General features: G+C 66.7%; 29 protein-coding genes, 1 tRNA gene and 1 pseudogene. 24 read left to right on the forward strand and 7 right to left on the reverse strand.

The window, feature by feature from the left end; all coding sequences use genetic code 11:
- Nucleotides 1–5 precede the first annotated feature (5 nt).
- From AKL02_RS06600 to AKL02_RS06625, 6 genes are all read left to right on the forward strand, one after another.
- Complete coding sequence (locus AKL02_RS06600; RefSeq protein ID WP_078539616.1) at nt 6–428, forward strand: VOC family protein; 423 nt, start codon at nt 6–8, stop codon at nt 426–428.
- Nucleotides 425–1,213, forward strand: coding sequence for an ABC transporter ATP-binding protein (locus AKL02_RS06605; RefSeq protein WP_078546451.1), 789 nt, complete (start codon nt 425–427; stop codon nt 1,211–1,213). Before AKL02_RS06600 ends, AKL02_RS06605 begins: the two co-directional genes overlap by 4 nt.
- A gap of 102 nt (nt 1,214–1,315) precedes the next feature.
- Nucleotides 1,316–2,179: an ABC transporter permease gene (locus AKL02_RS06610; protein ID WP_078519525.1), complete on the forward strand. Its 864-nt coding sequence runs from the start codon at nt 1,316–1,318 to the stop codon at nt 2,177–2,179.
- Nucleotides 2,176–3,024 carry an ABC transporter permease gene (locus AKL02_RS06615; protein ID WP_078519524.1) on the forward strand — a complete coding sequence of 283 codons (849 nt, stop codon included), beginning with the start codon at nt 2,176–2,178 and terminating at the stop codon, nt 3,022–3,024. The genes AKL02_RS06610 and AKL02_RS06615 overlap by 4 nt, the downstream gene beginning before the upstream one ends.
- 71 nt (nt 3,025–3,095) lie before the next feature.
- Nucleotides 3,096–4,082 carry an ABC transporter substrate-binding protein gene (locus AKL02_RS06620; protein ID WP_078519523.1) on the forward strand — a complete coding sequence of 329 codons (987 nt, stop codon included), beginning with the start codon at nt 3,096–3,098 and terminating at the stop codon, nt 4,080–4,082.
- Nucleotides 4,083–4,190: 108 nt separating this feature from the next.
- Nucleotides 4,191–4,655, forward strand: a complete 465-nt coding sequence (locus tag AKL02_RS06625) for a hypothetical protein (protein ID WP_083074902.1) — start codon at nt 4,191–4,193, stop codon at nt 4,653–4,655.
- Nucleotides 4,656–4,699: 44 nt separating this feature from the next.
- Here AKL02_RS06625 and AKL02_RS06630 read toward each other — a convergent pair whose 3' ends face one another.
- Nucleotides 4,700–5,848, reverse strand: a complete 1,149-nt coding sequence (locus AKL02_RS06630; RefSeq protein ID WP_083074905.1) for a mechanosensitive ion channel family protein — start codon at nt 5,846–5,848, stop codon at nt 4,700–4,702.
- Between the two features lie 171 nt (nt 5,849–6,019).
- Between AKL02_RS06630 and AKL02_RS06635 the strand changes: the two genes are divergently transcribed.
- The 6 genes from AKL02_RS06635 (at nt 6,020) to AKL02_RS06660 (ending at nt 12,447) form a co-directional block, all read left to right on the forward strand.
- A complete protein-coding gene (locus tag AKL02_RS06635; protein WP_165756911.1) occupies nt 6,020–6,187 on the forward strand; it encodes a hypothetical protein in 168 nt (55 codons plus the stop codon).
- A 74-nt stretch (nt 6,188–6,261) separates the two neighbouring features.
- Nucleotides 6,262–7,620 carry a helix-turn-helix transcriptional regulator gene (locus tag AKL02_RS06640; RefSeq protein WP_083074908.1) on the forward strand — a complete coding sequence of 453 codons (1,359 nt, stop codon included), beginning with the start codon at nt 6,262–6,264 and terminating at the stop codon, nt 7,618–7,620.
- Nucleotides 7,621–7,671: 51 nt separating this feature from the next.
- Entirely contained in the window at nt 7,672–8,067 is a 396-nt protein-coding gene (locus AKL02_RS06645) for a response regulator transcription factor (protein WP_078539609.1), read from the forward strand.
- Entirely contained in the window at nt 8,067–8,405 is a 339-nt protein-coding gene (locus AKL02_RS06650; RefSeq protein ID WP_232621727.1) for a hypothetical protein, read from the forward strand. Before AKL02_RS06645 ends, AKL02_RS06650 begins: the two co-directional genes overlap by 1 nt.
- Nucleotide 8,406: 1 nt before the next feature.
- Nucleotides 8,407–11,133: an ATP-binding protein gene (locus tag AKL02_RS06655; RefSeq protein WP_083074911.1), complete on the forward strand. Its 2,727-nt coding sequence runs from the start codon at nt 8,407–8,409 to the stop codon at nt 11,131–11,133.
- 81 nt (nt 11,134–11,214) lie between these two features.
- Nucleotides 11,215–12,447 (forward strand): FliM/FliN family flagellar motor switch protein, encoded by a 1,233-nt coding sequence (locus AKL02_RS06660; RefSeq protein WP_083074913.1) that lies wholly within the window; start codon nt 11,215–11,217, stop codon nt 12,445–12,447.
- A 46-nt stretch (nt 12,448–12,493) separates the two neighbouring features.
- On the opposite strand, the gene AKL02_RS06665 is transcribed toward AKL02_RS06660, so the two are convergent.
- Together AKL02_RS06665 and AKL02_RS06670 are read right to left on the reverse strand one after the other, a co-directional pair.
- Entirely contained in the window at nt 12,494–12,994 is a 501-nt protein-coding gene (locus tag AKL02_RS06665; RefSeq protein ID WP_078539606.1) for a DUF6691 family protein, read from the reverse strand.
- Nucleotides 12,994–13,419, reverse strand: coding sequence for a YeeE/YedE family protein (locus AKL02_RS06670; RefSeq protein WP_078519514.1), 426 nt, complete (start codon nt 13,417–13,419; stop codon nt 12,994–12,996). Before AKL02_RS06670 ends, AKL02_RS06665 begins: the two co-directional genes overlap by 1 nt.
- A gap of 194 nt (nt 13,420–13,613) precedes the next feature.
- Here AKL02_RS06670 and AKL02_RS06675 point away from each other — a divergent pair, with 194 nt between their 5' ends.
- Nucleotides 13,614–13,952, forward strand: a complete 339-nt coding sequence (locus AKL02_RS06675) for a TraR/DksA family transcriptional regulator (protein ID WP_083074916.1) — start codon at nt 13,614–13,616, stop codon at nt 13,950–13,952.
- A 167-nt stretch (nt 13,953–14,119) separates the two neighbouring features.
- Complete coding sequence (locus tag AKL02_RS06680) at nt 14,120–16,105, forward strand: enoyl-CoA hydratase-related protein (protein ID WP_165756912.1); 1,986 nt, start codon at nt 14,120–14,122, stop codon at nt 16,103–16,105.
- Nucleotides 16,106–16,134: 29 nt separating this feature from the next.
- Here the strand turns inward: AKL02_RS06680 and AKL02_RS06685 are convergent, their stop codons facing one another.
- The gene (locus AKL02_RS06685; RefSeq protein WP_083074923.1) at nt 16,135–16,350 is read right to left on the reverse strand and encodes a hypothetical protein; all 216 of its coding nucleotides are present in this window, start codon (nt 16,348–16,350) and stop codon (nt 16,135–16,137) included.
- 206 nt (nt 16,351–16,556) lie between these two features.
- Here AKL02_RS06685 and AKL02_RS06690 point away from each other — a divergent pair, with 206 nt between their 5' ends.
- Nucleotides 16,557–16,808, forward strand: coding sequence for a DUF2312 domain-containing protein (locus AKL02_RS06690; protein ID WP_078539603.1), 252 nt, complete (start codon nt 16,557–16,559; stop codon nt 16,806–16,808).
- A gap of 48 nt (nt 16,809–16,856) precedes the next feature.
- On the opposite strand, the gene AKL02_RS06695 is transcribed toward AKL02_RS06690, so the two are convergent.
- Nucleotides 16,857–17,732, reverse strand: a complete 876-nt coding sequence (locus AKL02_RS06695) for a hypothetical protein (RefSeq protein ID WP_078539602.1) — start codon at nt 17,730–17,732, stop codon at nt 16,857–16,859.
- Between the two features lie 278 nt (nt 17,733–18,010).
- On the opposite strand from AKL02_RS06695, the gene AKL02_RS06700 reads away from it, so the two are divergent.
- From AKL02_RS06700 to AKL02_RS06730, 7 genes are all read left to right on the forward strand, one after another.
- Nucleotides 18,011–19,573 carry an ABC transporter permease gene (locus tag AKL02_RS06700; RefSeq protein ID WP_083075559.1) on the forward strand — a complete coding sequence of 521 codons (1,563 nt, stop codon included), beginning with the start codon at nt 18,011–18,013 and terminating at the stop codon, nt 19,571–19,573.
- A gap of 48 nt (nt 19,574–19,621) precedes the next feature.
- Nucleotides 19,622–19,697 (forward strand) — tRNA-Thr (locus tag AKL02_RS06705).
- Nucleotides 19,698–19,733: 36 nt separating this feature from the next.
- Nucleotides 19,734–20,423: a MotA/TolQ/ExbB proton channel family protein gene (locus AKL02_RS06710; protein ID WP_083074925.1), complete on the forward strand. Its 690-nt coding sequence runs from the start codon at nt 19,734–19,736 to the stop codon at nt 20,421–20,423.
- 10 nt (nt 20,424–20,433) lie between these two features.
- The gene (locus AKL02_RS06715) at nt 20,434–20,817 is read left to right on the forward strand and encodes an ExbD/TolR family protein (protein ID WP_083074928.1); all 384 of its coding nucleotides are present in this window, start codon (nt 20,434–20,436) and stop codon (nt 20,815–20,817) included.
- Nucleotides 20,814–21,227, forward strand: a complete 414-nt coding sequence (locus AKL02_RS06720; RefSeq protein ID WP_083074931.1) for an ExbD/TolR family protein — start codon at nt 20,814–20,816, stop codon at nt 21,225–21,227. The genes AKL02_RS06715 and AKL02_RS06720 overlap by 4 nt, the downstream gene beginning before the upstream one ends.
- Entirely contained in the window at nt 21,224–22,066 is an 843-nt protein-coding gene (locus AKL02_RS06725; RefSeq protein ID WP_083074934.1) for an energy transducer TonB family protein, read from the forward strand. Before AKL02_RS06720 ends, AKL02_RS06725 begins: the two co-directional genes overlap by 4 nt.
- A gap of 57 nt (nt 22,067–22,123) precedes the next feature.
- Complete coding sequence (locus AKL02_RS06730; RefSeq protein ID WP_083074937.1) at nt 22,124–23,296, forward strand: M20 aminoacylase family protein; 1,173 nt, start codon at nt 22,124–22,126, stop codon at nt 23,294–23,296.
- Nucleotides 23,297–23,328: 32 nt separating this feature from the next.
- On the opposite strand, the gene AKL02_RS06735 is transcribed toward AKL02_RS06730, so the two are convergent.
- Both AKL02_RS06735 and moaA read right to left on the reverse strand, forming a co-directional pair.
- Entirely contained in the window at nt 23,329–23,736 is a 408-nt protein-coding gene (locus AKL02_RS06735) for a universal stress protein (RefSeq protein WP_078570191.1), read from the reverse strand.
- A 152-nt stretch (nt 23,737–23,888) separates the two neighbouring features.
- Nucleotides 23,889–24,897 (reverse strand): annotated as a pseudogene (gene moaA / locus AKL02_RS06740) (GTP 3',8-cyclase MoaA).
- 135 nt (nt 24,898–25,032) lie between these two features.
- Between moaA and AKL02_RS06745 the strand changes: the two are divergent.
- Together AKL02_RS06745 and AKL02_RS06750 are read left to right on the forward strand one after the other, a co-directional pair.
- Complete coding sequence (locus AKL02_RS06745) at nt 25,033–25,521, forward strand: hypothetical protein (protein ID WP_083074940.1); 489 nt, start codon at nt 25,033–25,035, stop codon at nt 25,519–25,521.
- 8 nt (nt 25,522–25,529) lie between these two features.
- Nucleotides 25,530–25,976, forward strand: a complete 447-nt coding sequence (locus AKL02_RS06750; protein ID WP_232621728.1) for a methyltransferase family protein — start codon at nt 25,530–25,532, stop codon at nt 25,974–25,976.
- Nucleotides 25,977–25,996: the final 20 nt, after the last annotated feature.

Here is a 25,996-nt window from a genome sequence, read left to right on the forward strand (position 1 = left end):
GCGCAATGGCGGCCCCGGTCAGTTCCGGCGTTTTGGAGGCTGCGGTCTACGTCGAGGATCTCGACGCGACCGAAGCCTTCTACGGCGGGCTGCTGGGGCTCGAGCGGCTAACCCGTCGCGACGGGCGGCATGTTTTTTTCCGCTGTGGCGACAGCGTGATCCTGACCTTCATCGCTCAGGCCACGCAGCAGCCACCCGACCCGGAGGCGGCGCTGCCCGTTCCACCGCATGGCGCGGTTGGACCGGGGCATGTATGCCTCGCGGCGGACGCGGATCAACTCAACGAATGGGAACGACATTTGAGGGACAACAACGTAGAGATTGAGGCCGACTTCTATTGGCCGAACGGGGCGCGGTCGATCTACCTGCGCGACCCGGCGGGCAACAGCGTCGAGATTGCGGATAAAACCCTGTGGAGGCGCGGATGACGGCAGCACCGGTAATTCAGGCCCGCGGGCTCAATCTGACTTTCCAGACGGGGGACGGTTCGGTTCACGCGCTGAAAGATATCGATCTCGATATCGAGAAGGGCGAATTCGTGAGCTTCATCGGCCCCTCGGGCTGCGGCAAGACGACCTTCCTGCGGTGCATCGCGGCACTGGAGACGCCCACGGGCGGCTCGCTGACCGTGAACGGCATCTCGCCGGAAGAAGCCCGCAAGGCGCGAAGCTACGGCTATGTGTTTCAGGCGGCAGGTCTTTACCCTTGGCGCACGATTGCGGGAAATGTGAAACTTCCGCTGGAAATCATGGGTTATTCCAAGGCGCAGCAGCAAGAGCGTGTTGAAAAAGTGCTTTCGCTGGTCGACCTCGAAGGCTTCGGGAAGAAGTTCCCCTGGCAGCTTTCGGGCGGCATGCAGCAGCGCGCCTCGATCGCGCGGGCGCTGGCCTTCGACGCCGAGATCCTGCTGATGGACGAACCTTTCGGCGCGCTCGACGAGATCGTGCGCGACAAGCTCAACGAAGAGCTTCTCAAGCTCTGGTCGGCCACCAACAAGACGATCGGCTTCGTGACCCACTCGATCCCGGAAGCGGTCTATCTGTCGACCAAGATCGTGGTGATGTCGCCCCGTCCGGGCCGCATCCACGAGGTGATCGAGAGCACGTTGCCGAAAGGGCCGCGTCCGCTCGACATCCGCGACAGCGAGGAATTCCTGCAAATCGCGCACCGGGTGCGCGAGGGGCTTCGGGCGGGGCATGCCTATGATGAATGACGCGATGACCTCTACCGCGAGCGGGGGGGTGTCCGCCCCCCTCTGGCTGCGCCATTCACCCCCCGAGGATATTTCGGCCAAGCCGAAGGGGAGGGCGGTCTCATGAAGATGATCGCACCCGTTCTGACGGTTCTGGCCGCGATCTTGCTGCTTTGGTACGCAGCGACCGTCTGGATGAACTCGCAATGGACCTACGATCAGGCGGCACGCGCCGGTGAAGAGGTCACGTTCTCCGAGCTTGTCACCGACACGCTGACCCAGAAACGCCCCGTCCTGCCCGCCCCGCATCAGGTGGCTGTCGGGCTTTGGGAAGGTGTGGCCGGGCAGAAGATCACCTCCAAGCGCAGCCTTGTCTTCCACGGCTGGATCACGCTGTCGGCGACGCTTGCGGGCTTCGCGCTGGGCACCGGTCTGGGCATCCTGCTGGCGGTGGGGATCACCCATAGCCGAGCGATGGATCTGAGCGTGATGCCTTGGGCAATCGCGAGCCAGACGATCCCGATCCTCGCCATCGCGCCGATGGTGATCGTGGTGCTGGCGAGCCTCGGGATCACCGGGCTGCTGCCCAAGGCGATCATCGCGGCGTACCTGAGCTTCTTCCCCGTGCTCGTCGGCATGGTGAAGGGGCTGCGCGCGCCCGATCACATGCAGCTCGATCTGCTGAAGACCTATAATGCGAGCCAGGGCGCGACCTTCTGGAAGCTGCGGTTGCCGTCGTCGATGCCGTATCTCTTCGCCTCGCTGAAAGTGGGTGTGGCGGCGAGCCTCGTCGGCACGATCGTTGCCGAACTGCCCGCAGGCGCGACCCGCGGGCTTGGCGCGCGGCTTCTGTCGGGCAGCTATTACGGGCAGACGGTGCAGATCTGGTCCGCTCTGTTCGCAGCGGCAGCGCTCGCGGCGATCCTCGTGGTGGTGGTCGGCATCATCGAACAAATCACCCTCAAGCGGATGGGGATGGTGCAATGAGCTGGCTTATTTTCGCAATCGTCTTCTGGCTGGCGGCCTGGGCCCTCAATACCTGGCTCGCGCGCCATCATGGCTCGGAGCGTTGGGCGCGTTTCCTGATCCCGGCCTTGTTCGGCATCACTCTCCTGCTTCTGTGGGAAGGTCTGGTGCGCGGGCTGAATATCAGCCCGGTGATCCTGCCCGCCCCGAGCCAGATCGCGGCGAGCCTGATGGCCTCGACCGATGTGCTGCGCGAGGATTTCGTGCAGACGATCCTGAAAGGCGCGCTGTCGGGCTATATCATCGGCTGTGGTGCTGCAGTGGTGGTGGCGATCCTGATCGACCGCTCGCCCTTCCTGCAACGCGGGCTGCTGCCGATCGGAAACTTCGTCGCGGCCCTGCCGATCGTCGGGATCGCGCCGATCCTCGTGATGTGGTTCGGCTTCGACTGGCAGTCGAAAGCGGCGGTCGTCGTGGTCATGGTCTTCTTCCCCGTCCTCGTGAACATGGTGGCGGGTCTGGCGGCCACGAATGCGCTGCAGCGCGACCTGATGGCGACCTATTCCGCAAGCTATTGGCAGGGGCTTTTCAAGATGCGCCTGCCTGCGGCGATGCCGTTTCTCTTCAATGGGTTGAAGATCGCGACGACACTGGCTTTGATCGGTGCGATCGTTGCCGAATTTTTCGGCAGCCCGACGAAAGGAATGGGCTTTCGCATCTCGACCGCGGTGGGGCAGCTTGATCTGCCGCTCGTGTGGTCGGAAATTACCGTTGCGGCCCTCGCGGGCTCGGGCTTCTATGGGCTTGTCGCCCTGATCGAGAAGCTGGTGACTTTCTGGCACCCGTCGCAACGGGCCCGGACGTAAGGGCAAGGAAGAGCCTGAGAAAAACCTAAAATCCCGGGCGTAAAGATCCGGGGCCAACAGTGGAGTGAAAGATGAAGAAACTGATCGCAGGGGTGGCCGCAAGCCTCACCATGGCGGGGGCCGCTTGGGCCAACGAGGACGTGACGCTGCAGCTGAAATGGGTCACGCAGGCCCAGTTCGCGGGCTACTATGTCGCGCTCGACAAGGGCTTCTACGAGGATGCGGGCCTCGACGTGACCATCAAGCCGGGCGGCCCCGATATCGGGCCCGAGCAGGTGATCGCAGGCGGTGGCGCCGATGTCATCGTCGACTGGATGCCGGCGGCGCTGGCAGCCCGCGAGAAGGGGCTGCCGCTCGTGAACATCGCCCAGCCCTTCAAGAAGTCGGGCATGATGCTGACCTGCCTCAAGGAAAGCGGCATCAAGACCCCCGAGGACTTCCCCGGTCATACGCTGGGCGTGTGGTTCTTCGGCAATGAATACCCCTTCCTGAGCTGGATGAACCATCTCGGCATCTCGACCGAGGGCGGCGACGATGGCGTGACCGTGCTCAAGCAGGGCTTCAACGTCGATCCGCTGCTGCAAAAGCAGGCGGCCTGTATCTCGACCATGACCTATAACGAGTATCTGCAGGTGCTCGAAGCGGGCATTCAGCCCGACCAGCTGGTGACCTTCAAGTATGAAGACGAAGGCGTCGCGACGCTCGAAGACGGTCTTTACGTGCTCGAAGAGAACCTCAAGGACCCGGCCTTCGTCGACAAGATGGCGAAGTTCGTGAAAGCCTCGATGGAAGGCTGGAAATACGCCGAGGAGCATCCCGACGAGGCCGCACAGATCATTCTCGACAATGACGAGACCGGTGCGCAGACGATGGAGCACCAAGTCGGCATGATGAAAGAAGTCTCCAAGCTGACCGCTGGCTCGAACGGCACGCTCGACCCCGCCGATTACGAGCGCACGGTCGACGTTCTGATGTCGGGCGGTTCGGACCCGGTCATCACCAAGAAGCCGGAAGGCGCTTGGACCCATGATGTGACCGACAAGGCTGGCCTCGAATAAGAGAGACCCTCTCGCGAAACACGAAGCCCTCCGGTGCGCCGGGGGGCTTTTTCATATTCGGGGTTTCTTAAGGGGAATCGGCTTTGCTGAGCGCCAGGAGGCACTCGCATGGCCGATCGATCAATGACCGCGCAGCGTGCGCGCGCCCGGGCACGGGCCCGCAAGCGCCAGCAGCGCACGCACCCGGCCCTGACCGCGTTCTACGCGGTCCTCGCGATCGGGGTCGCGGGCGGGTTGTTCTTCCTCGCCTGGAAAAGCCAGTTCGCCGCCCCGCCGAGCTACCTCTTCGACACGCCCACCCAGCCGATCGAGGCCGCCTATTGCCTTGCCGTGGTCCGTGCGCTCTCGGGCGGCGGAAGCGGGGGATATATCGGGCAGGCGCAGGATTTCTGGCTGAAGCGCCTGCTGACATTCAGCGGCGATGTCGCGGGCAATATCGCGAAGGGCGAAGATGCGCTCGGGCACCATCTGATCGGCAGACCTGTGCCCGATCGCCAATGGCTCGTGGATGCGATGGATAAGTGCTCCAACCGGGCGGTGAATTACGGGGCGCATTTCGGGGCCTTCGATTAGCGCCGGGATGCCGAGACTTCACGGAAGACGGATGGGGCAAGCACCTATGCGGGCGGCATCTCGCCGGATGCGGATTCACCGGAGGGCGTGCCGAGGAATGCCGCTTCCGCTGGCGACAGATCGGCCCGGGTGCGGGGCAGGGCATGCGGCATTTCGGCCTGAATCCACGCCACCAACTCCTCGCGAATATGGCAGCGCAGATCGTAGGTGCGCGGACCGTTGCGCGCGGAGGCGAGGATACGCACCTCCATCACCCGCTCGCGGAAATCGGTCACCTGCAGGGCGAAGACCTTGCCATCCCAGAGCGGATCGGCGCGAGTGATCTCTTCGGCCTTCGCGCGGATTGCGGCGACGTCGGCCGTGTGGTCGAGATAGATCATGACGGTGCCGATCAGATCGGCGCTTTCGCGGGTCCAGTTCTGGAAAGGCTGCTCGATGAAATAGCTCAAGGGCACCACGAGTCGCCGCCAATCCCAGATGCGGATGACAACGTAAGTGGATGTAATTTCTTCGACATTGCCCCATTCGCCCTCGACGATCAGCGCGTCGTCGATGCGGATCGGCTGGGTCAGGGCAAGCTGGATGCCTGCGAACAGGTTCTTGAGCACCGGCTGCAGCGCGAGACCCACGACGATACCCGCGGCCCCGCCAGCCGCCAGAAGCGACACGCCATATTGGCGCACGGCGGGGAAGGTCATCAGGGCGGCTGCGACCGCGAGGATCACGATCATCACCTTGGCCACGCGCATCAGGATGCGGGTCTGGGTGACGTGCTTGCGCGCCAGCAGGTTGTCTTCCGCGTCGAGCTTGAAACGCCGCAGGTGGATCGTCGTCCAGATGTAGAGCGCGGTATAGGCGATCCAGGCGAGGCACAGGATCAGCGCGACCAACAGAATATGGGTGATTGCACCGGTGACTGCGGCGCTGGCTGGCGCGAGCCCGTTCGCAAAGCCAAGCGCCGCGATCAGCAGGATCAACCGCATCGGTTGCGCCCCGCGGGCGACCAGCGAGCGCCAGAACAGATCGCGATCGGCCACCGCGCGGTTGAGCGCCGTGAACAACACCCTAAACAGCAGCAGCGCGATCAGCGCCGCCATCACATAGGCGATCAGCGCCACCGCCCAGTCCGGCAGGAATTTCTGCGCCGTATCGATGGCGCTGGCCAGTTCGGTCTCGATCGTCTCGGGCTCCATCCGGGTCTCCGCGAATTGCCGCGCGCTATGCTGCGCTGCCGCATTGATGATGGCGCATCGGGCGGAGCTGTCAAATCGGGCCGGGAATTGACGTCGATCATAGAGCGAACAGGCCGGCAATGTAGAATGACATATGGGGAAATCGTCCCATGCCGAGAATTGGAGAGAGCCATGAAAAACCGCTTTTTCGCAACCGCCGCACAGCTTGCCGCGCTCGTCGCGTTGGTCGCGTTTGCAGGCTGTACGCAGCTTGAACGCGATATCGGGGAATGCGAGCCGGGTGTCGGGGGCATATCGGGCATGGCCACGGTCGCGCCCTCTGGAACGGGATCCTGCTGAGGTCCTGTAAACCGTTGTAAAACTATTTTCTTCTTCTGCACTTGTTTGTAAAAACGGGTGCAGGAGGAGTTTACATGGCCCGTTCCCCGCTGACCGGCACCCGCATCCGCGAGCGGCGCAATGCGCTTGGCTTGAAACAGGCCGAACTGGCGCGGGCCTCCAGGATTTCGGCCGCCTATCTCAACCTGATCGAACACAACCGCCGCCGGGTCAGCGATGCCCTGATCGAGCGGATCGCAGGCGCGATGGGCGTCGATCCGGTCACGCTGGGCGAGGGGGCGGAAGGCGCGCTGTTCGCCGGGCTGCGCGAAGCGGTCGCGTCGCTGGAACTGGCCGAGACAGGCGGCGGCAATAGCGCGGGCAGTGCCAGTCAGGCCGCGCCCGATCTCGAGCGGATCGAGGAATTCGTCGGTCGCTTTCCCGCATGGGCCGCGCTTCTGGTGAACCGTCAGGCGCGGCTGGCCGAGCTGGAGCGCGTGGTCGAAACCTATGCCGAGCGGATGGCGCAGGACCCGTTCCTGCTGACCTCGCTGCATGAGGTGCTCTCGGCGGTGACCTCGCTGCGCTCCACCGCCGCGATCCTTGTCGAGACCGAGGATATCGAGCCGGAATGGCGCGCGCGGTTTCTCAACACGATCCAGGAGGAAAGCCTGCGCCTATCGGGAACGGCGGAGGCTCTGGTCGGCTATCTCGACGAGATGGAAACCGCCGAGACCGGCCTGTCCTCGCCGCAGGAGCAGTTGGAGGCGTGGCTCGAGGCGCGCGGCTGGCATTTCCCGGAACTGGAGGGAGGCGGGACCGATCCGGCCGAGCTGATCGCGGGCGCGCCGGAATTGGCGTCCTCGGCGGCCCGGGAACTGGCGCGCGGCCATCTGCAGAGGCAGGCGGAGGATGCGCGCGCCTTGCCGCTGGACCCGGTGCTGGCGGCTCTGGCCGAGCTCGGCCCCGATCCGGGCGCGCTGGCTGCGCGCTTCGCCGTGCCGCTCGCGCAGGTGTTGCGGCGGCTCGCGGCGCTGCCTGCGGGCGCGCCGGGTCTGGGGCAACCGGGGCTGGTGGTCTGCGACGGCTCGGGCACGCTGACCTTCCGCCGCGCAGCCCCCGGTTTCCTGCTGCCGCGCTTCGCAGCCGCCTGTCCGCTCTGGCCGCTCTATGAGGCGCTCGCGCGGCCGATGCAGCCGATCCGGGCGCTGGTCGATATGGCGGGGCGCTTGCCGCAACGCTTCCTGACCTATGCCGTCTCCGAGCCGCGCCCGACGGGGTTCGACGGTCCGGTGCTGATGCGCGCCACCATGCTGATCCTGCCGGCGCCCGCGCAGAGCGCTGATGCGCCAGCGCGTCCGATCGGCGCGTCGTGCCGGATCTGTCCGCGTGGCGAGTGTCCTGGGCGGCGCGAGCCTTCGATCGTCGCGGATGCGTCGGCGGGGAGGGCGTGAGGGTTTGACAGGGCGCGACACGGTGGCGATAGTCGGGTGAGGGGGATGGCTATGGCGCAAAGACAGGTGCTGTTGATCGAGGACGAGCCGCATATCGCGGAAGCGATCCGGTTCATCCTGACGCGTGCGGGCTGGACGGTGTCGGTGCTCGAAGACGGTGCGCGGGCAATGGCGCGCATCATTGGCGATCCGCCCGATGCAATCATCCTCGATCTGATGCTGCCGGGGCGCTCCGGTCTCGAAATCCTTGCCGATATGCGCGCGGATGCCGCGCTGCGCGATTTGCCCGTTCTGATGCTCAGCGCGCGCGGGCAGGGGCGCGACCGCGATGCCGCGACCCGCGCCGGGGCGACGGCCTTCCTCGCCAAGCCATTTGCCAATGGCGACGTGCTCGACCAGCTCGAAGCGATCACCGGCGGGGGCGCTGCGCGCCGGGAGCCCGCCTGATGCCGCAGACGGGCCAGCCGCTCTTTCTTGCCCGCCGTTCCTATCGCCGCCGCCGCCTAATGGATGCGGCGCGGCTATTGCCGATTGTCGGACTGGTGCTGATCATGATGCCGGGTCTGTGGCATCCTGCGCAGACCCCGGTGCCCGATACCGGGCGCGGCGGGCTCTACCTTTTCGCGGTCTGGATCGTACTGATCGTCGCGGCTTTCGCCATTTCCCGCGGGCTTGGCCCGGTGCTCAACGCAGAGGACGTGCCAGAAGGCAATGGCGAGGCCGAGGCCCCGACCGCCGCCGCACCCACTGACCGCGCGTCGGACGCGCCGCCGCCGGAGGGCTGAGATGCCCTTCAATAATCTCGTCGCGGTCTGCCTCACCTATGTGATCGTGCTCTTCTCGGTGGCGTTCGTGGCCGAACGCCGCGCGCAGCGCCGCCGCCTGCGCTTCCTGCGCTCGCCGGTGATCTACACGCTGTCGCTGTCGATCTATTGCACCGCCTGGACCTTCTACGGCGCGGTCGGCTACGCGGCGCGCTCGGGGCTGGAATTCCTGACGATCTATCTTGGCCCGACGCTGGTCTTCGTCGGCTGGTGGTGGGTGCTGCGCAAGCTGGTGCGGATCGGGCGCACCCATCGCGTGACCTCTATCGCGGACCTGATTTCCAGCCGCTACGGCAAGTCGAATACGCTGGGCGTCATCGTCACGCTGATGTCGGTCGCCGCCGCCACGCCCTACATCGCGCTGCAACTGCAATCGGTGACGCTGAGCTTCGGCGTCTTCGCGGCTGGCACGCCCGAGGGCTGGGCGCTGCCCGACCAAGGGGCGACGGCGCTGTGGATCGCGGGCGGGCTTGCGATCTTCACCATCCTCTTCGGCACCCGCAACCTCGACGCCAACGAGCGGCACCACGGCGTCGTCACCGCGATTGCGCTGGAGGCGGTGGTCAAGCTGGTCGCGCTTGTCGCGGTGGGCGTCTTCGTCGTCTGGGGGCTGGGTGGCGGGCCTATGGACATGCTCTCGCGGATCGACGCTTCGAAGATCGCGGAATGGGATCTCCATCCGGGACGTTTCGCGGGGCTGACCTTCGTCTCCGCGGCCGCGATCTTGACCTTGCCGCGCATGTTTCAGGTGCTGGTCGTCGAGAATGTCGACGAGCGGCACCTCGCGACCGCAAGCTGGGCGTTTCCGGCCTATCTGATGCTGATGAGCCTCTTCGTCGTGCCGATCGCGGTGATGGGGCTGGAGCGGATGCCCGAGGGCGCGAACCCCGATCTGTTCGTGCTGACGTTGCCGCTGTCGGAGGGGCAGGGGAAGCTGGCGCTGCTGGCCTTCCTCGGCGGGTTTTCCTCGGCCACCTCGATGGTGATCGTCGCCGCGATTGCGCTCGCGACGATGGTCTCGAACCATATCGTAACGCCGCTGTGGCTGGCTCTGCGCCGGGAGGGGCCGCGCGCTCAGGGTGATGTGCGTGGGCTGGTTCTGATGTCGCGCCGGGTCTCGATCATCGCGGTGCTCGCGATGGGCTATGCCTATTACCGGATGTCGGGCGGCTCCGAGGCGCTGGCGGCGATCGGCCTGATCGCCTTCGTGGGCGCGGCTCAAGTGCTTCCCGCGCTGATTGGCGGCATCTTCTGGCGCGGCGCGACCCATGTGGGGGCGGCGGCGGGGCTGGTGATCGGCTTCGCGCTCTGGGCCTATACGCTCTTTCTGCCCTCGGTGGGCGATGCCGGGCTGATACCGCAGATTGTTCTGGATCACGGGCTGTTCGGGTTCGAATGGCTGCGCCCGCATGCGCTGTTCGGGATCGCGGGGCTTGATCCGCTGCTGCATGCGCTGTTCTGGTCGCTGCTGTTCAACACGCTGGCCTTTCTAGTCTTCTCGATGCTGTCCTTCCCCGGCCCGATGGAGCGGCTGCAGGGCGTGGCCTTCGTCAATATCTACGATCAAAGCCCCGCCGCGCGCTCTTGGGTGCAAGGCGGTGCCGAGGCCGAGGATCTGCTGTCGATGTCCCAGCGTATTCTGGGCGCCGAGCCTGCGCAGCATTTCTTTCAGGCGCAGGCGGCGGGGCAGGGCAAGGCCGGGTTCCTGCCCGACACCACGCCCGATTTTCTCGCCCGGCTGGAGCGGAAACTGGCGGGCTCGGTCGGGGCGTCGACGGCGCATGCGATGATCGCGCAACTGACCGGGGGCACCTCGGTGTCGATGCAGGACCTGATCGCCGTGGCGGGCGAGACGGCGGAGGCCAAGGAATACACCGCGCGGCTCGAGGCGAAGTCCGAGGAACTGGCCCGGGTGGCGCGGGCGCTGCGCGAGGCCAATGACAAGCTGCAGGACCTGTCGGTGCAGAAGGACAGCTTCCTCAGCCAGATCAGCCACGAGCTGCGCACGCCGATGACCTCGATCCGCGCCTTCTCGGAAATCCTGATGGAGCCAGATCTGCCGGACTCGATGCGCGCGCAATATGCCGAGATCATCCATGAGGAAGCGCGCCGCCTGACGCGTCTGCTCGACGATCTGCTCGATCTCTCCGTGCTGGAAAACCGCCGCGCGCAGCTCAATGTCTCGGTCGCCAATCTTCACGATCTGATCAATCGCGCGGTGCAATCGGCCTCCTCGACCCAGCCCGAGCGCGCCTTCCGCATCGAGCGCGATTTCCCGACCGAGCATATGCCGATCTTCACCGATGCCGATCGGCTGGTGCAGGTGATGATCAACCTCATCTCGAACGCGCGGAAGTATTGCGATGCCGAGAAGGCGGTGCTGCGGATCGAGGTGAAGCGCCGGGGCAAGCGCGTGCAGATCGACTTCATCGACAACGGCGCGGGCATTCCGAAGAAGAGCCAGAAGCTGATCTTCGAGAAATTCGCCCGCCTGACCGATCAAAGCCGCGCCGGCAGCGCGGGCCTCGGCCTCGCGATCTGCCGCGAGATCATGACCAATCTCGGCGGCACGATCGATTACGTGCCCGGGCAGGGCGGGGCCGCATTCCGTATCAGTCTGCCGCTGAGGCGCAGCGATCAGCACGCGCCCTCCGATCAGCCGCCCGAGAGCGCGGCCCTTTCTCGCTAAGCCGCGAAACTCGGGGCATTTTCAACGTTTTGTAAACCTCGATCTGCCAAAGCTGAGCCATGAGACCCCGAAGGCGGGTGGATGGAGGCCATGGTTCACGAGCGCGAGACATCGGTGCTGCGGCGTAAGACCGAGGCGGCGAAGGCGGTTGCGGGCGCGGCCCCGATTACGCCTGCGCGCGCGATCACGCTCGCGCTGTCCAAGGTCGCGCAGGATATGCTCGAACTGCCGCTGCAGGTCGCCTCGATCGAGGAGGCGACGCGGTCACTCGCCGATCTGCCCGAGATGCTCGAAGATCTGTCGCTGCTTGCGATGATCGAAGGGCCGGGGGAGGCGCTTGGCGTGCTAGCCTTGCCGCCTGCCACCTTGGCCACGCTGATCGAGATGCAGACGATGGGGCGGTTCGGCAAGACCATGCCTGCTCCGCGCAAACCCACCCGGATCGATGCCGCCATCGCCGCCGATTTCGTCGATGCGGTGCTGGCCGAGATCGAGGAGGGTTTGATCAGTGACCCGGCGATTTCCTGGGCTGGGGGCTTCCGTTTCGCCTCGCATCTCGACGATCCCCGGCCGCTTGGTCTACTGCTGGAAGATGTCAGCTACCGCGTCTGGACGGCGCAGCTTGGCTTCGGCACTGGGGGCGAACGCAGCGGCGGCTTCCTTTGGGCGGTTCCGCGCGAAGGGCGGGGCGCCGCGATGCGCCGCACGGCGTCTGCGGCGGCCGAGAATGTGGTGGGCGGTGCGGGGCCGCAGGCGGAAAGCTTCATCCCCGAAGACCCCGCGCGGGACTGGTCCGACACGTTCGAACGCTCCATTTTGGCGGCCTCCGCGCAGCTCGAAGCGGTCCTGCACCGCGTCACGCTGCCGCTTTCTGCCGTGCTGACACTGCGCCCCGGCACCGAGATCCCGATCCCGGAGGACGCGTTGGAGAAAATCACGCTCGAGGCGCAGGGACGGCGCAAGCTCTCGCTCGCCCGTCTCGGCCAGAGCCACGGGCTACGTGCGCTGCGCCTGCGCGAGGAAGACGAGGCGGCAAATGGCGTTGGCCGGGGGGCGGACGTTTTCGATGCCGGGGCGCCGCCCTATGCGGAGGCCCCGACGCTCGACGCGGTGCCGGGCCTGTCCAGCCTCGGCGACCCGCTCGATCCGGCCTATAATCCGGAGGAGGGCGTCGATGCCGCCCAGGCGCCCGAGCCGCGCGGGTTGGACGGGCTTGAGCCCGACATGGATTTTGGCGAGCCACTCGATCTTGATGCGCTCTCCTCGACGGAAGACGACGCGCTGCCGCCGCTCAAGATCCAATCGGGCATGTGATCGCACCCCAGCCCAAGGGAGCGCGAATGCGGTCTGCGGCGGCGGCTTATGCGCCGCGCGTCGCCGAGGTCGCGGGCGTCTCTTTGGTCCCGTTCTCGCAGGGCGGCACTTCCAGCGTGCTGCGATCCAACAGGCTCAGCCACGCTTTCGCCCGCGGTGCGAGCGCCATCCCGACCCCCATGGCGATCAGGAACAGCCAGCCTTCCCAGCCATTGAAGGACAGCGAGCCCATCGCGGGGCCGGGGCACAGCCCCGCAAGGCCCCAACCCGCGCCGAACAGAAGCGAGCCGAGCACGAGATTGCGGTCCACGAGCCTCGGAAATGGCCCCGGCATCGGCGAGCCCAGCATCGAGGTTTCGCGGCGCTTCGCGAAGATCCAGACGAAGAACATCACGCTCACCGCGCCGCCCATCACGAAGGCCAGCGTCGGATCCCAATCGCCGAATACGTCGAGCCAGCCTTGCACCTTTTTCGTGTCGACCATGCCCGCCACGAGAAGCCCCGCGCCGAACAGCCCTCCCGAGAGGAATGCGAAGAAATTGCGCATCAGATCACTCCCAGAAAATGCCGGAAGATCACGAGGACCAGCGCACCGCCGAGCAGGTAGAAGGCGGTGGCGACGATCCCGCGCAGCGAAAATCGCGAGATGCCGCAGACGCCATGGCCCGAGGTGCAGCCATTCGCGATCCGCGTGCCCAGGCCCACCATCAGGCCTGCGGCTACGATCACCCAGACTGAACTGGTCATATGGGTGTCGACTGTTGTGTAAAGCGGCACGAGAAGCGGTGGCACCGCGATCAGCCCGCCGAGGAAGGCCACGCGCTCGGACACGGTCTCGCGGCCCGAGCCGTCGACCAGCCCGCCGATAATGCCGCTTGCGCCCATGATCCGTCCGTTGACCAGCAGAAACAGGCCCGCGCCCGCGCCAATCATCAGGCCTCCGACGAGGCCCCAAATCCAATCTTGATGCATGAGCTCTCCCTGTGCTCAATTGCGTGTCGAACGGGCTCTCCCGGACCCGTCAGAGTTGTAATGCTAGACCTCACGCCCGTGAGAGTGCAAGCAATTTGATATCTGCATATGTGCGTGAGTGCGACCGGTTGATTTGCGTCAAGGCGGATAAATGCTTGCCTGTTTAGGTGGTTGTATCGATCAAGGAGGACAGGATGAAGTCGATTGAAACGCGCAAGAGCGAACTCGAAACCCGCCGGGCGCAACTCTCGGAGCGGATGGCGCAGGTCGAATCCGAGCTTGAGAGCCACGAAGAAAAAGATTGGGACGACGCCGCGATCGAGCATGAGAGCGACGAGGTTCTCGAAGACCTCGGCCAGTCGGCGCAGTCCGAGATTCGCGCGATCGACGCGGCCTTGGCCCGGATCGAGGCGGACGAATACGGCTATTGCGTCACCTGCGGTGAGCGTATCGACGAGGCGCGGCTCGATCTGCTGCCCGCAACGCCGTTTTGCCGGGCGCATGCACCGGGCGCGAAGGCGACCCGCCAGTAACCTCTGGCCTATCGTTTCAAAGGGGCAGGGGCAGTCGTTTGCCCCTGCGCGCCTCCCTCGGGGTTGCGCGATTTCCCTTTTGTTTTGAACCTGCTTCGCTTTAAACTTCGCGCGGCGGTGGCTCGCACGGAATGCCCCGCCACAAGTGGGGGACGATGGCGAACCGGGTGAAATTTCGCACACAGGACGGGCTGGCCTGGCTGACGCTCGCGGCGCTTGACGATCAGGGCGCGCGGGCCGGTATCACGGCCCAGATGCGCCGCGCGATCGGCGGCGTGCTCGACCGGGTCGAAGGCGACGCGAGCCTGCGCGGTCTGGTCCTGCAGGGCGGGGCTTCGGGCTGGCCCTGCGCGCCCGATCCGCTGGAAGATTTCGACGCGATCACGCCGCGCCCGGCGAAGGGCGAAGAGGTGCCGAGCCTGTCGGAGCTTTGCCGACGACTCGGGGCGCTCGACCTGCCGGTGCTTGCGCGGCTCTCCGGGCGGATCGCGGGCGGCTCGATGGCGCTGGCGCAGGCCGCCGATCTGCGCATCGCCGATCCCGATACCTGTTTCGCCGCACCGGAATTCGCGCTTGGCGGTTTCGTCGGGGCAGGCGGCCTCGTGCGGCTCGCGCGGCGGATCGGCGGCGCGCGGGCGCTTGCGATTGTTGCCGCCGGTGAGGAGGTCGAGGCCGAGCCCGCCCGGGGACAGGGCCAATGCGATCTTGTGCTGGGCGCGACCGATCGCAGCCAGATTGCCGCCGCTCTCGATATGCTGATCGCCGAGGGTGTACCGCGCACCGATACCGCGCTCGACGATCCCGCAACCTATCTCAACGATCTCGCGCCGCTGCGGGCACAGCTGGGAAAGGGCGCGCTTGCGCCGGTCGGCGCGCGCCTGTTCGAAGTGGTCGAAGGCGCGCTGTTGCTGCCGCTCGACGAGGCGCTCGATGTCGAGGCGGTCGCCTTGCAGGAATTGCTCGAGGCGCCGCTGTCACAGGCGTTGCGCCACGCCGCACGGGCCACGCGCCGCGCCGCGCATCTGCCCGGCGAGGGCACGCCTACCGCGCCCGCGCCGCTGCGCATCGGCCTTTGGGATCAGCCCGCCGCGATGGCCGGAGGCTTGCTTGCCGCCGGGCACGAAGTCGTGTTCGGCGCAAGCGACCCCGCCGCGATCGAGACGGCTTTTGCCGATATCGCGCGCAAGCAGGAGATCGCGGTGCAGTCCGGCGCTCTGTCACCCGACATTCGCGAGGCCGATTGGGCGCGGCTTGGCGCGGCGATGACCCGCGAGGGGCTGTCGGGCTCGGATGCGCTGATCGCCTCGGGCAAAGGAAATTTCCCGCCCGCGCCGCTGAGCGCGCGCAACGCCGATGATCTGGCTGACGGCGCGGAGGACTTCGGGCTGCGCTGCACCGGCGATCTGTGTGAGCTCGTGCCGCCCGAGGGCGCGCTGCCTGCCGATCTCTACGCGATGGCTGGGCTGCTCCGGCAGGGTGGGGCGCAGGTATTGCGCAGTGGCCCGGGCGCGGGCGGCATCGCCGATCATCTGCGCGTCGCCTATATCGCCGCGGCAGAGCGCGCGGTGCTGGCTGGGGCTTCGGTCGCGCAGGTCGATGCGGCGGTCCGCGAGGCAGGCGGCACGCGCCCGCCGCTGGAACTGGCCGACCGGTTGGGCGTCGACGCCGTGCTGGAGGATTTCGTGCGGCTGCATCGTCCGTTCGGCCCGCTTCTGAGCTTGCTCGCGCTCGATGCCGCGGCGACCGGCGCGCGGCGACAGGGCTTTTACGATTGGTCCGAGGGCACGCCGCGCCCGGTGCCCGATCAGGCCGAGGCGCTGGCGGCTTTGCGCGACGAGGCCGGGATCGTGCCGCGCCGTCTGTCTAATGCGCACATCCGCGCCCGGATTCTGGCCGAGCTTGCCAATTGCGGCGCGGGGCTCTTGCAGCACGCGCAGGCGCATCGGGCGGGCGATATCGACGTCGCGGCGCTCCATGTGCTGGGCTTTGCACCGCAGATGGGTGGCGTGATGTTCGCCGCCGACCGCGCGGGCCTTCTTGGGACGCGAAAGCTGCTGCGCGAGCTGGCCGAAGAGGGCGCGCCCGAGCCGGTCACGCTCTGGGATGTGTTGATCCGCAACGGGAAATGCTTCGCCGATCTCGACGACGCCTGAGGGGCGTGGGTGTTGGGGGCAGGGCCGCCTCAGCCGAGGAAGATGCCCAGCACCACCATCATCAGCCCGATCACCGACACGAACAGCGCGCCCATATTGATCGCGATGATCTTTTGCAGCCGTGCGCGCAGCTCTTCATCGGGCAGGCCGGCGCGTTTGGCGTTGGCCACTTTGACGATGCAATACAGGATGCCGAACAGCCCGATCACCGAGACGACGGCCCCTGCCCAGATCAGATTTTCCATTGCGGCCTCCGAAAGTTGCGCGCGCCTGCCTAGCCCGTCGCGGGGGGTATGGCAAGAAAAACGCAGGCGCCCGTGATCTTGCGGGAATAAGCGGGAGGGGCGGGTGCCCTTCCATAACCCGCCGATCCGCGCGCGCCGCCTCTTGATGCGCGCAGACGCTCGGGCTAGTCAGAGCGCCGACCCCCGTTCGCAAGCAGGAGAGGCCCATGCCCAACGATGCCGCCTACAATGTCACCGCCGATGAGCTGCGCCAGTTTGTCGAGCAGTTCGAGAGCCTCGAAGCCGAGAAGAAAGACATCGCCGAGCAGCAGAAGGACATCATGTCCGAGGCCAAGGCCCGCGGCTACGACACCAAGGTGTTGAAGAAGATCGTCGCCCTGCGCAAACGCGACAAGGATGACGTGGCCGAGGAAGAGGCGATTCTCGACCTCTACAAATCCGCGCTGGGGATGGGCTGAGCGCCATTGCGCGCCGGACGATCATCCGGCGCGAACCGCGCCCTTTGCTTAGGGGGCGATGAATTCCACACCGGGCATCCGCGCGATTGCGGCGACGTCGGCATCGTATTGCGCGGTGATTTCGTCGACCAGCTCATCGGTCCAGCCCGGCAGCGGTGCCTCGATCTCGAGCGCCTCGGGCTGGGCGTATTTGTCGAGGAAGGCCGCCACGATCTTGCGCCGGTGCAGCACCGATTTCGGCGGGTTCGCGTCGAAATAGCTGCGCAGCCGTTCGATCCCCTCCTCGGGCATGATCTGACGCAGCACCATCATGTCGCCCTTGAGCGCCTGATCCTCCGGCAGCCCGCCGACCGAACGCAGCACTTCGGGCCAGATCAGCGGCAAATCCTCGTTGCACCAGATCACGAAGCGCCGCCCGCCCGCGGCTTCCACCATCTGACGGATCAGCGGCTCCCAGCGCAGCTCGCGCGGGTCGTGGCCTTCCATGATCTGCTCGTAACTGCGCTTGGGCAGCCGCGCGACGAGTTGCGGGATCAGGCTCGCGGGGTTGATCAGCGCGAGATGGAACTCGGTCTCCGCATCGGGAAAGAGGTTCGCCAGCGGCGCGAGCTTGCCCGGTGCCATCGCGTAGAAGCCGCGCTTGGTGATCACCCGCTCGGGGATGCACAGGAAAAACGCGTGGCTGAACACCAGCCGATCCAGCACCGGCGCCTCGGTGCTCGCCTCGATGATCGCGTCCTGCACATCCTGCGGCGCAGGGCCGCCTTTCAGCGAGACCAGCGCATCGCGCAGCACCATCCGATAGCTGCGGGGCGCGGGCACGGCGATGCGGTGAGACTCGAGGAGCCGGTCATTGCTCGAAAGCGCGCCCACGATGCGATCTTCATCGGTCGAATGCGCTCCGAGATGGAAAACGACTTTCATTCTGCGCGCCTCAATATCGTCTGGCCGGTCAAGCCCTTATTGTTGCCGCTCACTCTAGCCGCTCCGTTCTGGACAGGCAAATGTGTTTCGGGGTAGGAGGGGCGAGACAATTCCGACAAAACTGATCGGGAAAGCCCGTGCCCAAATCCGCCCAATCCCTCTCGGTCCGCCCTGCGCCTGCCCTGCGCGGACGCTTGCGTGCGGCGGGCGGGCTCTGGTCGCTCGGGGCCGTGGTGATCGCGGTGCTGGTGCTTGCGCCGATCCTGGCTGTCGGGTGGATGGCGCTCGATCCGCGCGACAATATCTGGCCGCATCTGATCGCAACGGTGCTGCCGCGCTACCTGATCAACACCGCGGTGCTGACGGGCGGCGTGGGGCTTCTGGCCTCGGCCATCGGGGCGGGGGCTGCGTGGCTCGTGGTGATGTATCGCTTCCCGGGGCATCGCATCTTGCAATGGTTGTTGCTTCTGCCGCTCGCGATCCCGGCCTATGTCGGCGCTTACGCTCTCACCGATTTCCTCGACTATTCCGGCCCGGTGCAGACCGCGATGCGCGGCGCTTTCGGCTGGGCCTCGGCGCGTGATTACTGGTTCCCCGAGATCCGCTCGCGCGAGGCGGCGGTGGTCGTGCTCTCGGCCGCGCTTTACCCCTATATCTACCTGATCACCCGCGCGGCCCTGCGCGAGCAATCCGGTGCCAGCTACGAGGTCGCCCGCGCCCTCGGCACCGGGCCTTGGGGGATGGTCTGGCGCGTGGGCCTGCCGCTTGCGCGTCCCGCCATCGCCGCGGGCGCCGCGATCGCGATGATGGAGACGGTGGCGGATTTCGGCGTCGTCGATCATTTCGGCGTGCAGACCCTGACGACGGGCATCTTCTCGACATGGCTTTCGGGCGGCAATGCGGGCGGGGCCGCGCAGCTCGCGCTGGTAATCCTCGGGATCGTCCTTGCGCTTCTTATGCTCGAGAAGCTCTCGCGCCGCCGCGTCCACTATTACCAAAGCGCGCGTCAGGCACGCCCGGTGCAGCCGCAGCGCCTGAAGGGTGCGGCTGGCTGGGTGGCGATGTTGGCCTGCGTCCTCCCGGTGGCTTTGGGCTTCGTGCTGCCGGTCGCGGTGATGGGCGGTCATGCGCTCGCCAATCCCGAGGCGTGGTTCGGCCGGGGCCTCGGGCTCGCGCTGTGGCACACGATCCTGACCGGGGGTGCGGCCGCCGTGATCACGGTGACGCTCGCTCTGTTCATGGTCTACGGGGTGCGCCTGTCGGGGCAGCGCCTGCCGCGCGCGGTGCTGCCGCTGACGACGCTGGGCTATGCCGCGCCGGGGGCGGTGCTGGCGGTCGGCATCCTGATCCCGCTCGCCGGTCTCGATCACATGCTGGCCGACACCGTGCTGGCAATCACCGGCCACGATCCCGGGCTGCTGCTGACAGGCTCGGCCTTTGCGATCATCCTCGCCTATGTGGTGCGATTCTTCGCCATCGCCCAAGGCGCGAGCGACGCCGCCTTCGGGCGCGTGCCGCCCTCGCTGCCGATGGCCGCGCGTTCGCTGGGGCGCACGCCGGGCGGCGTTCTGCGCAGCCTCTACCTGCCACTGATGCGCGGCTCGGTCGGCTCGGCGCTGCTTCTGGTCTTCGTCGATTGCGTGAAGGAGCTGCCCGCGACACTGCTGCTGCGCCCGTTCAATTTCGAGACGCTGGCCACGCGCACGCAGGAAAAGGCGAGCCTCGAGAACCTCGGCGATGCCTCGCCCGCCGCACTGCTGGTCTGCGCGGTGGGCCTTGTCGCGGTCGCGATCCTCGCTCGTGCGGATCAGGCCCGTGCCGATCTTGCCCGTTCCCGCTGAGCGGCGTCTTGCGCGAATTTCCAAGCCGCGCTATTGCGGGCCCGTCACGCCGGCGTAGCTCAGTTGGTAGAGCGTCTGATTTGTAATCAGGGGGTCGGGGGTTCGAGTCCCTCCGCCGGCACCACCTCACCGCGCCAGTGGGCGTGCATTGGAGGGCGCGATGGACGACACCGCTCAGATTTCCGGAGCTCTTCCGGGGCGCATGTTCGATGCGCTCGTGCTTGGAGGTCCGGCGATGTGGGCGATTGCGGCGCTGTCTGTGATCTCGCTCGCGGTGATTATCTGGAAAATCTGGGATTTGCTGGCCGCCGGCGCGTGGTCGGGCGGAGCGCATAGCCAGACGGCGATCGCGGCCTGGGCGGCAGGCGATCCCGACGGGGCCGAGGCGGCTTTGGCCGGGCGGCGCTCGTTGCGCGCGCAGCTGGCCCGAGCGGCGATGGCGAGCCTGCGTGATCCGCAGCTTGATCGGGCCGGGGCCGAGGCCGAGACCGGCCGCGTCGCGCGCGACCTGCTGGCACGGGCACGCTCGGGCCTTCGCGCACTGGAACTGGCTGTGGTGATCGGCCCGCTTCTGGGGCTTCTGGGCACGGTCGCGGGGATGATCGCGGCTTTCCGCGCGTTGCAGGAGGCGGGCGTTCAGGCCGATCCGGCGACGCTTGCAGGCGGCATCTGGGAGGCGCTTCTGACGACGGCGGCGGGCATGGCGGTGGCGATCCCGGCGCAGATCGCGCTGTCGGGCTTCGACGCGGTGGTGGACCGCTTGCGCCACGATATGGAAGACGCCGCGACCCGCATTTTCGCCCGCGCGCCCGCCACGCTCACCGAGCGGCCCCGCGCCGCCGCCGAGTGAGGCGCGCGCGATGTTCGCCTTCGGTCAACCGCGCCCCCGCCGTCGCCCGGCGCTGACGCCGATGATCGACGTGGTTTTCCTGCTTCTGGTGTTCTTCATGCTCGCCTCGCGCTTCGGGGTGGAGCGCACGCTCGACCTGACTTTGGGCGGCGGCACGTCTGGCGCGGAATGGTCCGGGCCGCCGCGTCTGGTCGATGTGGGCGAAGGCGGTACGGTCAGCCTGAACGGGCAGTCGGTCGCGCTCTCTGATCTGGCAGGCGCGCTGCAGCCGCTGATGGATCAACCCTCCGATCCGGTCGTGCTGCGTCCGAAAGAGGGCGATCTGAGCGCGTTGACCCAAGTGATCGAGGCGTTGCGGGGCGCGGGGTTGAGCAATCTGGTGCTGGTGCCATGAGGCTCTTCACCGATCCGCCGCGGCGCAGTCTTCCCGAGCCGCTTTTGCCGATGATCAACGTTGTCTTCCTGCTGCTGATCTTCTTCCTGCTGGCTGCGACGCTGGCCCAGCCGACACCCTTCGAAGTCACGCCACCCGAGGCTTCGGGTGAGGGCAAGGCCGATCCCGGCGCGCTGGTCCTGTTTGCGAATTCCGAAGGCGAGATCGCCTATGGAGAGGCGCGCGGCGATGTGGCGATTGCGGCGCTGGGGGCGGCTGCGCAGGATGCGCGCGCGGACTGCGGCGATTGCGCCGACAGCCTGACGCTGCGCGCGGACGGGCAGCTTCCCGGCGACGCGCTGGCGAAGCTGATGCCGCAGCTGGCGGGTCTCGGTTTCACCGATCTCAAACTCGTGGTGCGGGGCAAATGACGCTGCGCGGGTTGGCCTTCGCGGGCGCGCTCGGCGCGGCGTTGGCGGTCCATGCGGGCGTGCTGATGGTCTGGGAGCCTGCGCCTGCGGGCGGGGCGCAATCGGCAGGCGACGGGGGCGACGCGCTCGTCTCGCTTGCGCCGTCTTCGCCGTCCATGGCCGCGCGCGTGGCGGAGTGGGAGCGCCCGCCCGAGGTCGAGACGGAGGTCGCGGCGACACAGCCTGAGGCTCCAACCGCGCCCGAAGCGCCTCAACCCCCGACCGAGCCAACCGACCCCGCGCCGCGAACCGCGAATGCCCCCACGCTGACCGCGCCACCTGCGCCCGATGCGGCGCTGCCCGAACAGGCCGAGCCCGCACCACCCGACATGCCGCGACCCGAAGCCAAGCCCACGCCGCCGGTACCGAAACCAGCGAAGCCGAAACCCAAAGCACCCGCGAAGAAACAGGCCTCGCAGCCCGCCCCGGCCCGGCCGAAGCAGAAGGCGAAGGGGCAGGGCGACACAGGGGCGGCGGGCGACCGGCGCGCGGCCCCGGCGGCGACGCTCTCGGCGGGACAGATCCGGTCCCTGATGGGATCGTGGGGCGGAGAAATCCGCGCCCGGATCGAACGCGCCAAGCAAACGCCCTCCGGGGCAGGCGCGGGCCGCGTGGTGGTGGCGCTGAATATCGCGCGCGACGGGCGGCTCCTCGGCGCGTCGGTTGCACAAAGCTCGGGCGATGCGGCGCTCGACCGGGCGGCGCTCGACGCCGTGCGCCGGGCAGGCCGTTTCCCCGCAGCGCCGCAAGGCTTGGGCAAACCCAGCTACAGCTTCTCCTTGCCGATGGCCTTCCGCTGAGCGCGGCTTGCACCCGCCGGCAAGGCGAGGCAGGGTGCGCGCAACCAAGGAGCGAGCATGCCGATCAAGAACCGTTTTGCCGAAATGCACGCGGAAGCCACCGCATGGCGGCACGATTTTCACCGCAATCCCGAACTGCTCTACGATCTGCCGCGGACCTCCGCGCGCGTGGCCGAGCTGCTGCGCGAATTCGGCTGCGATGAGGTGGTCGAGGGGATCGGGCGCACGGGCGTCGTCGGCGTGATCGAGGGGCAGGGCTCGCGCCAGGGTGGGCTGCGCTGTGTCGGGCTGCGCGCGGATATGGATGCGCTGCCGATCCGCGAGAAAACCGGCGCTGAACATGCCTCCGAGGTCGAGGGCAAGATGCATGCCTGCGGCCATGACGGGCACACGTCGACCCTGCTCGCAGCGGCGAAATACCTCTGCGAGACGCGCGCTTTCGCGGGCCGTGCCGTGGTGATCTTCCAGCCCGCCGAAGAGGGCGGGGCCGGGGCCAAGGCGATGATCGAGGACGGTCTGATGGAGCGCTTCGGCATCGAGGAGGTCTACGCGCTGCACAACATGCCGGGGATGGAACCGGGCAGCTTCGGCATCCGGCCTGACGCGATGATGGCGGCGGCGGATTTCTTCGACATTGTGGTGACCGGCAAGGGCGGCCATGCCGCGAAACCTCAGGAAGTGATCGACCCGGTGCCGATCTCCGCCCACCTGATCCTCGCGCTACAAAGCATCGTGTCCCGCGCGACCGATCCGCTGGAGGAGATCGTGCTGTCGGTCACGACGCTGGAGACCGACTCGAAAGCGCTCAACGTGATTGGCAATTCGGTGAGCCTTGGTGGGACGGTGCGCACGATGAGCGCCGCGACCCGCGATTTGGCCGAGCGCCGACTGCGCGAGATTGCGCAGGGCGTGGCTGCGACCCATGAGGCGACGGCAGAGGTCGACTACCGGCGCGGCTATCCCGTCACCCGCAACGATGCGGCGGCGGCCGAGGTCGCAGCGCAGGTGGCCGAGGCCGTGGCAGGCACTTGCGATCGCAACGTCGATCCGATGATGGGGGCGGAGGATTTCGCCTATATGTTGGAGGTGCGCCCCGGGGCCTATGGCTTCATCGGCAACGGCCCCAGCGCGCCGCTCCATCACGCGGAATACGATTTCAACGACGCGATCCTGCCTGCGGGTGCAAGCTGGTTCGTCGGCATGATCGAGGCGCGTCTGCCTGCCGAGTGAGCCTCAGCGCATCACCATAGCCCGCGCTGGTCTCAGCGCATGACCATGACCGCGCATTTCGCATGGCGCACGACGCGCGAGGCGGTCGAGCCGATCAGGTAATCGCCAAATCCCGGACGGTGCGACGCGATCACGATGCAATCGGCCCCGATATTTTCCGCGTAGTCGAGAATTTCATGGCCGGGCTGACCTTCGACGATCGCCCAGGCGCCCGCGTCGAACTCCGCCGCGCGCGTGGCGAGGTCATGCTCCAGCGTCTCGCGCAATTCCTCCGCATAGCCCTCGGGCATGTAGTTGATCGCATAGGCGGGGACGTCTTCCATCACATGCAGCAAGGTGATGCGCGCCCCGTCGCCTGCCAGCGCCCGCGCGACATTGAGCGCGGCATCGGGGTTGTGATCTTCGTCGAAGGCGACGGGCACGAGAATGTTGGAATACATTGGTTTGGCTCCCTTTCTTTGTCGGGAGCCTGCCAGACGGTCTGGCCCTGCGCATTGATTTGAGTCACCCCGGAGGTGGGCAGCGCCACCAAATTCCCGTGAGTTGCCCGAGACCTGCGCCACGCGCGTAGCCGACGCAGGTTTGGTGAGGCTCAGCCGCCGGTATGGCTCATGTGGCGCGACATCTGGCCCGAGACGGTCTGGCGCGAATAGTCGAAATCATGGCCTTTAGGCTTGCGCGAGATCGCCTCGCGGATCGCGGCTTCCAGGGCTGCATCGTCCTCGCTGGCCCGCAGGGGCGCGCGCAGATCGGCGTTGTCCTCCTGGCCGAGGCACATGAACAGCTCGCCCGTGCAGGTCACCCGCACACGGTTGCAGTTCTCGCAGAAATTATGCGTGAGCGGCGTGATGAAGCCGACCTTCTGACCGCTTTCCTCAAGGCGCACGTAGCGCGCCGGGCCCCCGGTCGATTCCGCCAGATCGGTCAGGGTAAACCGCTCGGCCATTGCCTTGCGCACATCCGAGAGCGGCCAGTATTGATCGAGCCGCAGATCGTCGCCCATCTCGCCCATCGGCATCACTTCGATGAAGGTCAGGTCGAAGCCTTCCGCCGCGCACCAGTCGATGAGGGTGAACAGCTCGTCTTCGTTGAAGCCCTTCAGCGCGACGGTGTTGATCTTGACCTTGAGGCCCGCGCGTTTCGCGGCCTCGAGACCTTTGAGCACCTGTTCGAGCCGCCCCCAGCGCGTGATCTTCGCGAATTTGTCGGCATCGAGCGTGTCGAGCGAGACGTTGATCCGCTTCATGCCCAGTGCCGCGAGATCATCGGCGAATTTCGCAAGCTGCGAGCCATTGGTGGTCAGCGTCAACTCGCGCAGATCGCCGGTCTCCAGATGCCGCGAGATCGAGCGGAAGAAGGTCATGATATCGCGCCGCACCAGCGGCTCGCCCCCGGTGATCCGCAGCTTCTTCACGCCAAGGCGGGATGAAGGTCGAGCAGAGCCGGTCCAATTCTTCGAGCGTCAGCAGTTCCTTTTTCGGCAGGAACTGCATGTGCTCGGCCATGCAATAGGTGCAGCGAAAATCGCAGCGATCGGTGACCGACACCCGCAAGTAGTCGATAGGGCGGGCGAAGGGGTCGATGAGGGGCGTGTTATCCATGGTTCGGAAAGTAAGGCGCGGCGGGCGGGGCGGCAAGGGTCGTCGCGTGGATCACGTGCGGGCAGGGCGCAGAGCGGGGGGTGGCAGTCGCCTCGGACTGCGCATAGGCTCGACGAAATTTTAAGGAGATTTCGAATGCGCAAACCCCTCTCCCGCCCGATCTTGGCGCTCACGCTGATGATGCCGATGGCGGGCTGCGCCACGCTGGGACTCAACGGCCCAAACGCCGCGGGCCCGGCGACCACGGCAGCCCCCGACGCCGCCGCTCCGGTCGCAGCGCCGATCCCGAAGCCGAGTGCGAAAACCGCCGATTCCCTTGATACCACCACCGCGGAGCAGCGCGCGGAGGCGGCGAAGAAACCCGTGGGCGGCGAGACCAAGCTTGGCACCACCATCGCGAGCCTTGGCGATCCGGCCGATCCGGGCTTCTGGGTAAAGACCGGGCTGGTCAAAAGCGAAGCCCCCGGTCGGATCGAAGACCCGAAAACCGGCAAATCCGCGAAGGTCACGCTGATCCCGTCGGGCAAGGCGGCTGGCTCGGGCTCGGAAGTGTCGCTGCCGGCGCTGCGCCTGCTCGAGGTGCCGCTGACCGATCTGCCTGAACTCACCGTCTACAAACTGTAAGCAGCGCGATGAACCCTCTGCGCGAGATCGACATTCCGCCGCTCTGGCTGGTGCTCTTCGCGGCGCTGGTCTGGGCGCTGGGGCAGATCGTGCCGATGCCGTTTCGCTATGATCGCGCGCTCGGGATGATCGCGATCGCGCTTGGGCTCGCACTCATGCTGGCCGCGGTGTGGCAGATGCTGCTTCACCGCACCACCTTCATCCCGCGCCGTGACCCGTCGGACCTCGTGACCTCCGGCGTCTTCGCGCTGTCGCGCAACCCGATCTATCTCGGCGATGCGCTGGTGCTGGCGGGGCTGGCGCTGATCTGGCACGCGCCTTTGGGGCTGCTGCTGGTGCCGGTCTTTATGTGGTTCATCACGCGGCGCTACATTCTCGGCGAGGAAGCTAGGATCGCCGCGCATTTCGGCGAGGCTTTCGCCGCCTACCGCGCCCGGACCCGCCGCTGGCTCTGATCGAGCCGCGGCAAAGTGCT

The sequence above is a fragment of the Thioclava electrotropha genome (assembly GCF_002085925.2).
Classification (GTDB): Bacteria; Pseudomonadota; Alphaproteobacteria; order Rhodobacterales; family Rhodobacteraceae; genus Thioclava; species Thioclava electrotropha.

Bases quoted from the DNA above. Each gene is read 5' to 3' on its own strand.
- AKL02_RS06625 (WP_083074902.1), top strand. From the start codon at position 4,191: ATGGCCGATCGATCAATGACCGCGCAGCGTGCGCGCGCCCGGGCACGG.
- AKL02_RS06635 (WP_165756911.1), top strand. From the start codon at position 6,020: ATGAAAAACCGCTTTTTCGCAACCGCCGCACAGCTTGCCGCGCTCGTC.
- AKL02_RS06630 (WP_083074905.1), bottom strand. From the start codon at position 5,848: ATGGAGCCCGAGACGATCGAGACCGAACTGGCCAGCGCCATCGATACG.
- AKL02_RS06730 (WP_083074937.1), top strand. From the start codon at position 22,124: ATGCCGATCAAGAACCGTTTTGCCGAAATGCACGCGGAAGCCACCGCA.
- AKL02_RS06610 (WP_078519525.1), top strand. From the start codon at position 1,316: ATGAAGATGATCGCACCCGTTCTGACGGTTCTGGCCGCGATCTTGCTG.
- AKL02_RS06685 (WP_083074923.1), bottom strand. From the start codon at position 16,350: ATGGAAAATCTGATCTGGGCAGGGGCCGTCGTCTCGGTGATCGGGCTG.
- AKL02_RS06750 (WP_232621728.1), top strand. From the start codon at position 25,530: ATGAACCCTCTGCGCGAGATCGACATTCCGCCGCTCTGGCTGGTGCTC.
- AKL02_RS06605 (WP_078546451.1), top strand. From the start codon at position 425: ATGACGGCAGCACCGGTAATTCAGGCCCGCGGGCTCAATCTGACTTTC.
- AKL02_RS06725 (WP_083074934.1), top strand. From the start codon at position 21,224: ATGACGCTGCGCGGGTTGGCCTTCGCGGGCGCGCTCGGCGCGGCGTTG.
- AKL02_RS06695 (WP_078539602.1), bottom strand. From the start codon at position 17,732: ATGAAAGTCGTTTTCCATCTCGGAGCGCATTCGACCGATGAAGATCGC.
- AKL02_RS06660 (WP_083074913.1), top strand. From the start codon at position 11,215: ATGGAGGCCATGGTTCACGAGCGCGAGACATCGGTGCTGCGGCGTAAG.
- AKL02_RS06655 (WP_083074911.1), top strand. From the start codon at position 8,407: ATGCCCTTCAATAATCTCGTCGCGGTCTGCCTCACCTATGTGATCGTG.
- AKL02_RS06735 (WP_078570191.1), bottom strand. From the start codon at position 23,736: ATGTATTCCAACATTCTCGTGCCCGTCGCCTTCGACGAAGATCACAAC.
- AKL02_RS06640 (WP_083074908.1), top strand. From the start codon at position 6,262: ATGGCCCGTTCCCCGCTGACCGGCACCCGCATCCGCGAGCGGCGCAAT.
- AKL02_RS06670 (WP_078519514.1), bottom strand. From the start codon at position 13,419: ATGCATCAAGATTGGATTTGGGGCCTCGTCGGAGGCCTGATGATTGGC.
- AKL02_RS06650 (WP_232621727.1), top strand. From the start codon at position 8,067: ATGCCGCAGACGGGCCAGCCGCTCTTTCTTGCCCGCCGTTCCTATCGC.
- AKL02_RS06675 (WP_083074916.1), top strand. From the start codon at position 13,614: ATGAAGTCGATTGAAACGCGCAAGAGCGAACTCGAAACCCGCCGGGCG.
- AKL02_RS06710 (WP_083074925.1), top strand. From the start codon at position 19,734: ATGGACGACACCGCTCAGATTTCCGGAGCTCTTCCGGGGCGCATGTTC.
- AKL02_RS06720 (WP_083074931.1), top strand. From the start codon at position 20,814: ATGAGGCTCTTCACCGATCCGCCGCGGCGCAGTCTTCCCGAGCCGCTT.
- AKL02_RS06600 (WP_078539616.1), top strand. From the start codon at position 6: ATGGCGGCCCCGGTCAGTTCCGGCGTTTTGGAGGCTGCGGTCTACGTC.
- AKL02_RS06745 (WP_083074940.1), top strand. From the start codon at position 25,033: ATGCGCAAACCCCTCTCCCGCCCGATCTTGGCGCTCACGCTGATGATG.
- AKL02_RS06620 (WP_078519523.1), top strand. From the start codon at position 3,096: ATGAAGAAACTGATCGCAGGGGTGGCCGCAAGCCTCACCATGGCGGGG.
- AKL02_RS06665 (WP_078539606.1), bottom strand. From the start codon at position 12,994: ATGCGCAATTTCTTCGCATTCCTCTCGGGAGGGCTGTTCGGCGCGGGG.
- AKL02_RS06615 (WP_078519524.1), top strand. From the start codon at position 2,176: ATGAGCTGGCTTATTTTCGCAATCGTCTTCTGGCTGGCGGCCTGGGCC.
- AKL02_RS06700 (WP_083075559.1), top strand. From the start codon at position 18,011: ATGGCGCTCGATCCGCGCGACAATATCTGGCCGCATCTGATCGCAACG.
- AKL02_RS06690 (WP_078539603.1), top strand. From the start codon at position 16,557: ATGCCCAACGATGCCGCCTACAATGTCACCGCCGATGAGCTGCGCCAG.
- AKL02_RS06715 (WP_083074928.1), top strand. From the start codon at position 20,434: ATGTTCGCCTTCGGTCAACCGCGCCCCCGCCGTCGCCCGGCGCTGACG.
- AKL02_RS06645 (WP_078539609.1), top strand. From the start codon at position 7,672: ATGGCGCAAAGACAGGTGCTGTTGATCGAGGACGAGCCGCATATCGCG.